The 11,875-nt window shown below is 58.0% G+C and carries 10 protein-coding genes and 1 pseudogene; 10 read left to right on the forward strand and 1 reads right to left on the reverse strand.

Going from position 1 to position 11,875, the window contains the following annotated elements:
• The 10 genes and pseudogenes from ACZYOF_RS38595 to ACZYOF_RS38640 form a co-directional block, all read left to right on the forward strand.
• Positions 1 to 210: hypothetical protein (locus ACZYOF_RS38595; RefSeq protein WP_463719018.1), on the forward strand; the 210-nt coding region annotated here is incomplete at its 5' end.
• A gap of 684 nt (positions 211 to 894) precedes the next feature.
• On the forward strand, positions 895 to 1,968 hold the full coding sequence (locus ACZYOF_RS38600; protein WP_463719019.1) for an ABC transporter substrate-binding protein: 1,074 nt from the start codon (positions 895 to 897) through the stop codon (positions 1,966 to 1,968).
• Positions 1,969 to 2,947: 979 nt separating this feature from the next.
• Positions 2,948 to 3,669 (forward strand): annotated as a pseudogene (locus tag ACZYOF_RS38605) (transposase family protein); the annotation flags it as partial.
• A 366-nt stretch (positions 3,670 to 4,035) separates the two neighbouring features.
• Positions 4,036 to 4,935: a sulfate adenylyltransferase subunit CysD gene (cysD, locus tag ACZYOF_RS38610; protein ID WP_245475153.1), complete on the forward strand. Its 900-nt coding sequence runs from the start codon at positions 4,036 to 4,038 to the stop codon at positions 4,933 to 4,935.
• Entirely contained in the window at positions 4,935 to 6,824 is a 1,890-nt protein-coding gene (cysN, locus tag ACZYOF_RS38615) for a sulfate adenylyltransferase subunit CysN (RefSeq protein WP_463719020.1), read from the forward strand. The genes cysD and cysN overlap by 1 nt, the downstream gene beginning before the upstream one ends.
• Before the next feature lie 679 nt (positions 6,825 to 7,503).
• A complete protein-coding gene (locus tag ACZYOF_RS38620) occupies positions 7,504 to 7,953 on the forward strand; it encodes a hypothetical protein (protein ID WP_463719021.1) in 450 nt (149 codons plus the stop codon).
• Between the two features lie 224 nt (positions 7,954 to 8,177).
• Entirely contained in the window at positions 8,178 to 8,717 is a 540-nt protein-coding gene (locus tag ACZYOF_RS38625; RefSeq protein ID WP_463719022.1) for a hypothetical protein, read from the forward strand.
• A 354-nt stretch (positions 8,718 to 9,071) separates the two neighbouring features.
• On the forward strand, positions 9,072 to 9,272 hold the full coding sequence (locus ACZYOF_RS38630) for a hypothetical protein (RefSeq protein ID WP_349645078.1): 201 nt from the start codon (positions 9,072 to 9,074) through the stop codon (positions 9,270 to 9,272).
• Positions 9,273 to 9,459: 187 nt separating this feature from the next.
• Positions 9,460 to 10,446 carry a helix-turn-helix domain-containing protein gene (locus tag ACZYOF_RS38635; RefSeq protein WP_463719023.1) on the forward strand — a complete coding sequence of 329 codons (987 nt, stop codon included), beginning with the start codon at positions 9,460 to 9,462 and terminating at the stop codon, positions 10,444 to 10,446.
• 165 nt (positions 10,447 to 10,611) lie between these two features.
• Positions 10,612 to 10,911, forward strand: a complete 300-nt coding sequence (locus ACZYOF_RS38640; protein ID WP_130226116.1) for an arylamine N-acetyltransferase — start codon at positions 10,612 to 10,614, stop codon at positions 10,909 to 10,911.
• A gap of 49 nt (positions 10,912 to 10,960) precedes the next feature.
• On the opposite strand, the gene ACZYOF_RS38645 is transcribed toward ACZYOF_RS38640, so the two are convergent.
• A complete protein-coding gene (locus ACZYOF_RS38645; RefSeq protein WP_130226117.1) occupies positions 10,961 to 11,194 on the reverse strand; it encodes a hypothetical protein in 234 nt (77 codons plus the stop codon).
• Between the last annotated feature and the right edge of the window lie 681 nt (positions 11,195 to 11,875).

An 11,875-nucleotide genomic window follows, 5' to 3' on the forward strand; every position in this document is an offset into this window, starting at 1 on the left:
GCGATCTTTGCCTTCAGTGCCGCGTCGATCTTGCGTCTCGTCTTTGTCGTCATCATGCGCTCCGTCTATCAAACGGAGCAGCCCCTTCCAACTAAGCACGTGGTCCCACAATCGGGGTCCATTTCAGACCAACCCGATGCTCAACATGCGAACAACTCCGGAGCTGGCGCCGCCGAGACGGGGCCGGCGTGGGAAAAGGGCGAGGGCTGACGCTCCCGAGTGATCCGGCGAACGCGAACATTCAACCATAGCAGCATCCAAGCCTTCGCCATGCGCGGGCGCTCCAATCGTGATGCCATAGCCGACCGAACGGCGAACCGCGGCGCGGCATTTCATCTTCGAGATGAGCGATCGGCACGAATCGTATCTGGTCCTCAACAACCTCCGCCTCCCGGTGCCCACCCTCGTCGAGCGGCAGCCCGACGATGAACGTCCTTGTGAGATTCCAGCCGCCATTCTTGATATCGTACAACCGAGGAGCACGTTTGTTCTCAGCGGCAAGTTCTTATCGATCCGGTACATAAGCCGACTATCGAAAAATGAGATCGAGACTCGACGCCTTGGTACGACGGCTTACTGGCGCCAGATAAAGTGGGAAGGAGCCGTATAACTGCACGAGATCAAAATTAAGACCGGAATTGTGCAACATGAACCGACAGGTTGCGACGTAGCCTGCAACTTCAGCCCCGGTGTGGCTCGCTCTGCTTGCTGATCCGCGTTTATTCTCCCCTTCTGCGGAAATGCCCGAAGTGTCCGACGTTACTCAATCTTACCCAACCTCGGTTGGAAAGCCCGCTTAAGACGAGAAAAATTACAGGTAGCCTGCTCGGCACTGCGGCCCTGGAAGAGGAGGGCGCGTGGGCTTACGGGCCAAAGAGCCCATTGGAGGGAAGCATGCCAAGGAAGCTCGCTGCTTTTTGCGGCCATTTGGCGAATTTTGCCAGAGGCGCTCTTATTTGCTCGACGCTTCTGACCGGAGCGGCCATTCCCCTTCAGCAAGCCAAAGCAGACGACGTCAACTGGAGGCAGTTCGAAGGTAGTTCGATCGTCTGGGCATACGACATTCATCCCTATGCTGACGCCGTCGCGGCTCAATTGCCGGAGTTCGAAAAGCTAACCGGTATCAAGGTGACGCCTGAGCTTTATCCGGACGACGCTTATTGGAATAAGCTAACGATCCAACTGAGCACAAAATCTCCGACTTGGGAAGTCGTGGGGACGGGGGTTCAGCTAGCCTGGGATCTTGCGCCAGGCCAGTTGCTCGAGCCGCTCGATCGGTATCTGACCGATCCGAAACTCACCGCATCAAACTATGACTACAAGGATTTCTTTCCCGCGCTGCGGGATGCGCTAACCTGGAAGGTGACAGATGGGCAGATCGAAGCGGGAAGCGGTCGGGTGTGGGCCGTTCCGCACGGCTTCGAGAACATCCAGCTATTCTACCGTAAGGACATCCTCGACAAATTCGGCATCAAGGTGCCGACGACTCCGCCGGAGATGTCCGCCGCATGCGCAAAGCTAAAAGCTGCGGATCCCGCACTCACGCCGTTGGGCGTCCGCGGCGTACGCTTTTGGAGCAGCATCCACACGGCTGCGATCTCGATTGCCAAATCTTACGGAGTGCATGATTTCGTCATTAAGGACGGCAAGCTGGACACGGGTCTCGACTCACCTGAGTCAATCGCCTTCCACAAGGACTATGTGGACATGATCAAGAAGTGCGCGGGTCCGTCCTTTGCTAACGACAACTGGTATCAAGTGGTCGATGGCATCAACTCAGGACGCACGGCGATGGCAATCGATTCCAACATGGTTGGCTTTTGGAACGACGTGGCCGGCAAGCCGGCCTCGGGTAAGATCGCATTCGCACCCCCCTTGCGCGCTCAAAACGGCAAAGACTTCGAATCCAACATCTGGATATGGTCGCTAGCGATGAACGCCGCTTCCAAGAAGAAGGGAGCAGCCTAGCTGTTCATCCAATGGGCAACCTCAAAGCAGGTTGATCTGAACGGCGCTGTTGCCGGCAAGCTCGTCAACTCCGCGCGCGGATCGACGTGGGCCGAAAAGACCTGGGTCGAATATGCAGCAAAGCCGGAGTTCAACAACTTCCTCGACACGTTTAAGAAAGTACAAGACAGGGCGGCATTGGCCTTCAACCTCAGCTGTTTTAGGCTCCGTGAAATCCGAACAGCCATCGGCGATCGCGCTCCCGACGCGCCTTGAACCGATCCAGACATTTCCTGGAGCACAGCGCAGTGCGCCACGAGTAATATCGGATCAGGCCAAACTTCCCGCCGCAGACGGCGCAGCACTTCGCTGCAGGTTGGTGAGAGCATTGGGAGCTATCGCCCATCTTTATCTCCTGTAGGTCTCGCGTCGGTGATAGCTTCCCGGGATTTCTGGTTCGCGGTCGCACCGCGCGCACAAATGAAGTGCGGCTGCGGGGTCATTGTGATCCGCGCGGTCATGCGGAAAATAGGGCAGCGGAAGCAGCGCTTCAGTCTCATATGCAGCCTCCCAGGGCAAAACAGCGGCTTCTTCTCTGTCGCGCGCGTTCCACGTGCGGACCGCTGGGATCGTCGCGATTGCGTCGATCTTCCCTGTAATCGCCGGGCAATCGACTTTTGCTGATTGGCCCAAGGCTAGGTCCATCGCAACTGAACGCTCAATTGTACGGGGGTAGGCGAGCGCCATGACAAGGGATGGAAGTGCCATACGAAGGTTTGTAGCTGCTCTCCCTTGCGCCATCGGCATTTGCGCCCCGCTCTTCGCGACGAGACGGCGTATTGACGGGGGGCTGCGCGGTGACCGCGCGTCCATCGTCCGGAGCCGGGTGCGCGTCGATCAGCGAACAGGCGCAGATTAGCAAACCTGTGACAGACGGGCGCCGGTCGCCAACTGAATTGCCCAAATTGCTCTACCTCGGGGCGTCAAAACCGATGCCTCCAAGCGCGCCAACCGGGCCTTGAAGATGCTCAGAACCTATCTCGGTCGCGTCATCCGTGATATTGCCCGCAAGATCGAAGGCCGCACCGGCTTGCTTGGCGAGATTGTCCTCGAACGCATGCTGGCGCTGGCGCGACGGGTGCTTGACCAGAAGCAGCACCAGCGCGGCCCCAAGGTCTACTCGCTGCACGCGCCGGAGGTGGAGTGCATCGGCAAGGGCAAGGTCCACCGGCCCTACGAGTTCGGCGTCAAGGTCTCGGTGGCCACCAACCTCGCGCCCGCCAAGGGCGGTCAGTTCGTCACCCATGTGAATGCGCTGACCGGCAACCCCTATAACGGCCATACGCTCAAGACCGTGATCCCAGGCATGGAGGCGCTCGTCGGCAACGTCATCGAGCGCATGTGTCTCGACAAAGGCTATCGCGGCCACAATGCGCCGCTCGATTACAAGTTCAGGGTGTTCATCTCAGGCCAGAAGCGGCGGGTGACGCCAAAGATCAAGCGCGAGCTGCGCCGGCGCTCCGCCGTGGAGCCGGTGATCGGCCACCTCAAATCCAGCACCGAATGGGCCGAAACTATCTCTGGCACCGCCAGGGCGACGCCACCAATGCCGTCCTCGCCGCCGCCGGCTACAACTTCCGTCGCCTCATCCGTTGGCTCGAGCTTTTGCTGCGCCAAATCCTCGTCCAGCTCATCCGCCGACTTCAGCTCCTCCCAAGCTGAAATCCGGGTTCTTCACGGTCGACCAGATAAGTGGTGATTGCCAAATGCGCTCCCTTTAGCCCTGCCCGGGCAGCGATGGTGCGATCTAGAACGAGGTGGGGTTTAAGGAACCCCGGGATCGTCACTAAACCTCTGTTTGATTGCGCAAGGCGAGGCGGGTGTCTACACCTGGGCTGGCACGACGCGGGATACGGCATGCCCGGCATGCGGTCCTGCTCGCGGCTGGCCAGGTTGTTGGACTGGATGGACAGGACATGCGCTATGGCAAGCCCGAGTTCCGCAACGATGGCTTTGTCGCCTTGGGGCGCAATTCGCTGCGTCAAAACGCCAGCTAACGACAGACATCCTGCATCAAAGAAGAACCACGTGCTGCCTAAACATCTGCGTCGCCTCGAAGCTGAATCGATCGAAATCATGCGTGAGGTTGTCGCCGAGTTCAAAAGGCCGGTCATGCTCTATTCGATCGGAAAAGACTCGAGCGTCATGCTGCACGTCGCCATCAAGGCGTTCTATCCGGCAAAGTTGCCGTTCCCCCTGCTTCACGTCGACACGGGCTGGAAGTTTCGCGAGATGATCACCTTCCGCGATGAGACAGCCAAGCGCCTCGGCGTCGACTTGATCGTCCACGTGAACAAGGAAGGCATCGAGCGCGGGATCAACCCGATCGATTCCGGCTCGGCTCTTCATACGCAGGTGATGAAGACCGATGGCTTAAAGCAAGCGCTTGATCTCTATCAGTTCGATGCCGCGTTTGGTGGAGCACGACGTGACGAGGAAAAGAGCCGCGCAAAAGAACGGATATTCTCCTTCCGTTCGGCCGGACACGTGTGGGACCCACGCAACCAGCGACCGGAGCTCTGGAATCTCTTCAACACCCGAATCCGCCAGGGCGAAACCATGCGTGTGTTCGCAATGTCGAACTGGACTGAGCTCGACGTCTGGGAATACATCATGCTCGAGAAGATCCCGGTCGTCCCGCTCTATTTCGCAAAGCAAAGGCCCGTCGTCCGGCGGAGCGGCGCAATGATCATGGTCGACGACAAGCGATTACCGCTTCAGTCGAACGAGAGGCCGGAGATGCGGATGATACGTTTCCGCACGCTGGGATGCTATCCCTTGAGCGGGGCTATCGACTCCGACGCGACCACGATCGAGGACATCGTCGCGGAAATGCAGACCGCGAGGGTATCTGAGCGCCAGGGACGCTTGATCGATACCGATGAAGCCGCTTCGATGGAGAAGAAGAAGCGGGAAGGTTACTTCTGATGACTTCCAAAGCGACAGCCGAGCTGGTCCAGGCCGGAACGAAGGACCAACTGCGATTCATCACCTGCGGTTCGGTCGACGACGGCAAGTCGACGCTGATCGGCCGGCTGCTGCATGACACCAAGATGATTTACGAGGATCAGCTGATGGCGCTGGCACGCGACAGCGCCAAGCACGGCACCAACGGCAATGAAATCGACTTTGCGCTGGTAGTCGACGGGCTTGAGGCCGAACGGGAGCAGGGCATCACGATTGACGTGGCTTACCGCTTCTTTACCACCCGGCGCCGCTCGTTCATGGTGGCCGACACGCCCGGCCACGAGCAGTACACGCGTAATATGGCAACCGGCGCCTCGAACGCCCAGCTCGCCATCATCCTGATCGATGCCCGCAAGGGTGTGCTGGTCCAGACCAAGCGTCACTCCTTCATCTGTTCGCTGCTCGGTATTCGTCATGTCGTCCTGGCAGTGAACAAAATCGACCTCGTCAACTACAAGAAGGAGAGTTTTGACCGGATCGTCGGTGAGTATGTGGCCTTTGCTGCCGGTCTTGGCTTCACGTCGATCGTTCCGATCCCGATCTCCGCCCGGTACGGCGACAACGTCATCAACCGCTCCGGCAAGACCCAGTGGTACCAGGGGCCTTGCCTGCTCGATCATTTGGAGAGCATCGATATCCAGTCCGACACTGGAAGCCAGGCTTTCCGCTTTCCAGTCCAGTGCGTGAATCGGCCCAACCTGGACTTCCGCGGCTATGCCGGGACGGTGGCTTCCGCGAGCATCTCGGCAGGAGATGAGATCGTTGTCGCAGCGTCTGGACGGACTACACGCGTCAAGCGCATCGTCACCCAGGACGGCGATCTTCCTCGCGCTGAGGCCGGCGATGCCGTCACCATTGTCGTCGAAGATGAGATTGATATCAGCCGTGGCGATCTTCTCGCCCGTCCGGCTGAGCGGCCGGAGGTCGCCGATCAATTCGCCGCTCATCTGATCTGGATGGACAATGACCCGCTCGTTGCTGGACGCAACTACATCCTTCGCATTGGAACACAGACTGTGGCCGCCGGTCGTATTACTACAATCAAGTATCGGATCGACGTCAACACACGTGAGCACCTGGCAGCCAAGACGCTTAGCCTCAACGAGATCGGATTCTGCAATCTTGCGACCGCAACGCCCACGGCTTTCGATGCTTACGAGGTCAATCGCAAGACCGGTTCATTCATCCTCATCGACCGTTACACCCACCGCACGGTCGGCGCCGGCATGATCGCGTTTCCGCTACGGCGGGCTAGCAATATCGCGTGGCAACCGATTTCAGTGGGTAAGAGAGAGCGGGCGGCGCTCAAGGATCAAAAGCCTTGCATCATCTGGTTCACCGGCCTGTCCGGCGCGGGCAAATCGACAATTGCCAACGTCGTCGATCAGAAGTTGTTCGCAATGTCGCGCCACACGATGCTGCTGGACGGCGACAACGTGCGGCACGGATTAAATGGGGACCTCGGCTTCACCGAGGCCGACCGTGTTGAAAATATTCGGCGTGTGGGCGAACTCGCCAAGTTGATGGCCGATAGCGGTTTGATCGTGATTTGCTCATTCATCTCGCCCTACAGGTCCGAGCGAGATATGGTACGCAACCTGGTTGCTGAGGATGAGTTCATTGAAGTTTTTGTGGACACGCCAATCGAAGAATGCGCGCGGCGCGATCCCAAAGGTCTCTATGCAAAGGCGAACTCCGGCAAGATCAAGAACTTCACCGGCGTCGATGCGCCCTACGAAACGCCAATAAGACCCGAAATTCATCTCAAGACCATGGGGCAGAAGCCCGAACACCTAGCGCAAGCCGTTGTCGATCTATTGATGGCCCGCGCAATCGTCCGCGGCCGCTAGCGTTTGCCAAATTTGCCGTCCTTGCCGAAACACTCGAGCCGGTTAGCTCCCGCAACTTGCACTATAAAAGAAGGGTTCTATCGGCAGAGCTTGCCGTAAGGCCCAAAGCAACGCTTCACAGATGGTCGATATAGGGCTCCACATCCCGCCTGATTTCATACTAGCGGCAACCATCGTAGTGCCGTCGGCGTTGTCGGTGTCGAGCCTCGAATTTCGTGCTGATCGCCGGAGCGACAGCCCTGCGCGAACGCCCCTCAGCCAAATCAGGCCAACTTGCTACTCGTGATGGCATGCTTGGATGTTGCTTTTCTCAGCGATGGGGTCGCCCCCCATGTAAGCCGACCGCGAGCTCCGCTCACTAGTCCATGACCTCCTCATATCGTTTGTCGAATACCGAGAAACCAGCGGACAAGTACAAGGGCAGCGCCTTCGGGCTATCGTACTCGTCTGTGTGAAGCCAGATCCGGCTTGGCCGGCCAGCCCATGCCATTCTGAGGCATTCCGATAGAAAGTAACGCCCAAGCCCCTCTTCCCTCCAGCTGGACATCGATCCCGAAATGCAGGAGCTCCAGCTCGCGGTCGGACCGTTGGCGGAACTCGCATAGACCTGTCCCTACCGCAAATCCAATCCGCTGGCAGTTGATCGAGAATCGGGCGATGCTGCTGCTCGATGTTTGATTTGTGCAAACTGATCGTCGGGACAGTGATCGATCTGCTGCGGTCGCGCGCAATGCTCGAGGCGGAGATTTTGGTGCTGAGGCAGCAAATCAATGTGCTGCGGCGCGGCAATCCCAAGAGACTTCGATTTGCGTCGATTGACCGGCTGATATTGGGAGGTATTTGCCGGCTGTTTCCCAAGATGTATGATACACTTGCAATTGTCCGACCCGATACCGTGATCCGCTGGCACCGCGCCGGTTTTAGGCTGTATTGGCGCAGGAAATCGCGCCACTGTTGCGGTCGACCAACGGTATCGTTGGAGATTCGCCGTCTGATCCGCGAGATGAGCCTCGCCAATCCATTGTGGGGAGCACCGAGACTCCATGGCGAGCTTCTCAAGCTCGGCATCGATGTCGGCTTGGGTCGAGCGCGCGGCGATTCTGAGGGACTTTGGCATGTCAGGGAATGAAATAGAGAGGCAGGATCGCCATCCGTTGGATCATTAACTACGACACCTAGCCTGTGTTTCTAAGCAGGAGGTGGTCTACCAACGCACGTGTGAAGTTTGACGTCTTAGCGATATTGTGTGTAACGATCTTCAGTTTGCGATCTGCCTAATCGTCAGCCAGACTGACGATTGCGCAACTGCCGGCCGCCAATGTGTTCTCCACAACGCGATTTGGAACAAGTGCTATGCCGACATTTTCCCTGGCCAGTTGCATCATGAGTGGCGGTCTGCGGTGCGGACACGAAATGTCCGTTGCGTTCGCAGTGAAGGCAGCATTCTCGTCGGCGGCCTTGCGGCAGTCCGCTCGAAATGGCGTGCGCTATTTTCCCGCCGGGATTCGTCAGATATCGTTTGCGAGCGATTCAGATCCGAATTCCTACGGCGCACCGCACGATCGTCGCGTGCGCGATCTCCGCGAAAAGAAGAGCGATCGCGAGGGCACCAGCTCCGATGAGACTGAGGAGGTGCCGGTCGACAAACAGAAGTATGATGCCGCCGAACAATCCCGAGCAGGCCATGCCGCCATACGTCGCCGTGTTGTTCAAGGCCAGCAGCAGAGGAGCAACTTGCGGCGCAGTCTTCACGGAGCCGATGTTGCTGAGGCACCATCAGGCCCCAGCCGCAAAGGCCCCACTGTTGGCGAATTCATGAAGCTCTTCGGGTACGGCAACCTGGCACCGGAAGCAAGCCTTCCGGTCTCGATTGCCTCCCGGATCGCCCGATAAATCTGATCGATGAGCGGTATTTTCTTGGCGCGGTCGATTGCGACGGAAAGAGAAGCCATTGGTCCATGGTGCAGCCAGAATCGCTGATCTCGGTACTGTTTTCTGCCCAAGACCAGAACATATTTCGCTGCAACAACCGCACGAGCGGCAGGCTTCAGTTCCAACTCCGTAAATCAGGAGCTTGGAAGGCGATCATTGATTCATAGGTGAGATCGCTGGATCACCCGACTTGAGAGATGTCAGATGACCAACAAATGCGTATCGCAATGAACGGATGTGCCCACTGCACGGACGCGCCGTCGCGCGTGCACGCGACGCAAGCCCATGCAGATACCAGTTCATGTCCATCTTTCAGTGAAGGAGAAAGCCATTGACCAGCAACTCAAAAATCTCGTGGCCAGGGACGACAAGATGATCCCGCAGTCAGCGCAATGGCAGATGTCGAAGCGCGCGGGCTCGACGGCCGGCGAGGTCCCGGGAAGTCACGCGATTTACGTCTCCAATCCCCGCACCGTGGCGGTGCTGATTGAGCAGGCGGCGGACGCCAGCTCATGATAGTCTGCGGCGGCCCGGGGCGTTATTGGTGCGTGTTCTCAGTTGGCGAACGCGCTTTCGCCAAACGATAACGGTGGGTGGGCGAGGGGGTGCTAATCATCTCAACAATCCGGAGAGGCTTCCGGAGCAACGGTGTCGAAGGGGCAGGCTCCCCGTAATAAGCGCAGTAGCGCACGGAAAAGATCCGATGCAATCGAACGTTCATCGCCTCAGCGAGGCGGACTTGGACTATGAAAGCTGGCGCAGCGCCGCACACGCTGTTGCCTGCTGCCGCCATACACCGCGGATTGCCCAATCCAAGTCTTTTGTCGGCCAAGCCAATCCCGGGAGCCTCTATGGGCTTCGGACGGTGGATATTGGCTTAAACGTGGATCGCGTCGATCGGACGCCGCGCGACATCCGCCTCGACGACGCCGATTATTATTATGCGGTCATTCAGACCGACGGCGAATCGAGCGTCACTCAAAATGATCGGACTGTCGATCTTACCCCGGGCACGGTGGCGTTGATCGATGTGGCGCGGCCCCTGACATACGCCATTGAGAATGCCAGTGGACGGTGGCGGACTTTGCACTTGCCGCGCCAGGCTGTGGTCACTCATCTTGGTTTCGAGCCGCGGGGTGGCGTGAGTGGGCGCAAGGACACTCACGCGGGACGTATCCTGGTCGATCTCCTGACTTGCAACGAGGATGAGGAGTCAATGCCCGAAAGGGCCAAAGCCTCTATGCAGCTGGTGATCTATGATCTGCTCAGCGTACTGTTTGCTCCATCCGATCAGCCGTCCATATCAGCTCACACGGATCGATTGTTCGGCCGGGTTTGCGACATCATCCAGCAGCGGTTCTCCGACCCCGGCTTCGGTCTCTGGGATATAGCCGCAGAATTGAAGATCTCGCCGCGCTATCTTCAGAAGCTGTTCGCGGCACGCGGCCTGGCCTGCAATCGCTTCGTCCAATCAGTTCGATTGGATCACGCCGCGCACCTTCTCTATCGCCGGACGACGCTGAACACACGACAGCCTCTCAGCGAAATCGCGTACGCTTGTGGCTTCAATGATTATCGGTATTTCTCTCGCCGATTCCGCCAACGCTTTGGCCATTCGCCGAGCCTTGATGGAACTGATCGCTATATCGCGGACGCCGCTGAACGCGACGCGCATGCTTCCGAAGATTGAGCAGCCATCCTAGCAGGCCATGACCGTTCTTCGAAAAAGTTCGGTTGGGAGGCAGGTACCTAGCGCAGGCGCGTTTGATCCGGCTGCCGTTCGTTTGGTCTCATCACAACAAGAAGACCTGTGCTGTTGCCGCCTTATCCGAGGCGCGATCGTGTAGGAGTCGTCATGCCAGAGCATTTTCAGCTGGATCACTATCTTGCGCGCATTGGCTTTGCGGGATCGATTAAACCAGATTGGGCGACCCTCTCGGCCATTCATGCCGCTCACGTAAACGCCATCCCTTTCGAAGGCCTCAACCCGCTACTGAGACGCCCGGTCAGATTGGATCTGGCTTCGTTGCAGCAGAAGCTTGTTTACTCTCGCCTTATCGCAAAAGCGGAATGGATTCATGTCGATTATCGTCACCACGCGATAGGCCGAGAGATTACTGAATCGAGTAGCGTGTTCAGCGCACCCAACCGATAGGATAGCCGCACCTCGGGCTACGCGGCGCTTCGGGCCAATAGGCAACACTCTAACGAGCAGGCGTCCAACTGAGGCGGTCGTAGCCGTCGCTCTCCTCCTGCAAGAGGCGATCCAGATCATCCTCGAAGATGGCCTGTGTTGCCTCGAACAGAGCTAACAGCTTGCGGGCTTCTGCTGTGTTTACACGTCTCTTGCGGACCAGCAGTTGCTGCCTTTCGACGATCTGGCGACCTCTGGCAACATGGCGACGAGCAAGGATGAGACGGTCGGAAATTTGAGACATTGGCGGCTTCCCGTTGCAGGCGGGAGCGCGATCGGTCTCTCAGTCATCGGCGCCTACGGCAACGCCTTAGCCGATGATGATCAAAGCATACTCCGTTTGGCGAACTCGGAAATTGTCCAATTCAACCCAGGTCAGTTAAATACGATGGCATGGACGGCCTGAATGAAGCCGCTTGCGGAGCTTCTTGATGATCTCCGCAGATCGTTCGCGTAATCTTCGATGACTCGCCGTGCCTCCTACAATAAGCGATGACTTGGGCTTCGGCGTCTCGTGACCTGGACATGGCTCGTCAGGCTGGTTCATGGTCCGATGGTTCACGCGCCTCAAAGTAGAGCATTGACCTAAATCAGAGAAGGCGTTTGAACCTTAGCAAGGGATGGAAAAGCGCCAGCGGCCCCGGGCGGCCATGGCCCAAAACGCTCAGGGACAACCAACCAGCTCGCAAAGGCAATTGCCCACATAGCCAGTTGCGAGTCCTGCATCAAAGACGGCCGAACGTCCGTTGAAGGTACGAAGCAAACGTGAACCGAAACAGAGGCCATATCCGCTAGGGGCCGATTTCGTTGAAAAAGGCAGCAGTAGTCGGATGTATTGGCGCCAGTGCCGATCGGGCCGAACGGCTGTACTAGCCTCTTATGCGGGCTTGAGGGTTTGCATCGGGATCAGCTTGGCCATCTTGCG

This window comes from Bradyrhizobium sp. LeoA1Lang, from assembly GCF_055413685.1.

Bases quoted from the DNA above. Each gene is read 5' to 3' on its own strand.
- ACZYOF_RS38600 (WP_463719019.1), top strand. From the start codon at position 895: ATGCCAAGGAAGCTCGCTGCTTTTTGCGGCCATTTGGCGAATTTTGCC.
- cysN (WP_463719020.1), top strand. From the start codon at position 4,935: ATGACTTCCAAAGCGACAGCCGAGCTGGTCCAGGCCGGAACGAAGGAC.
- ACZYOF_RS38625 (WP_463719022.1), top strand. From the start codon at position 8,178: ATGCCGACATTTTCCCTGGCCAGTTGCATCATGAGTGGCGGTCTGCGG.
- ACZYOF_RS38635 (WP_463719023.1), top strand. From the start codon at position 9,460: ATGCAATCGAACGTTCATCGCCTCAGCGAGGCGGACTTGGACTATGAA.
- ACZYOF_RS38640 (WP_130226116.1), top strand. From the start codon at position 10,612: ATGCCAGAGCATTTTCAGCTGGATCACTATCTTGCGCGCATTGGCTTT.
- ACZYOF_RS38645 (WP_130226117.1), bottom strand. From the start codon at position 11,194: ATGTCTCAAATTTCCGACCGTCTCATCCTTGCTCGTCGCCATGTTGCC.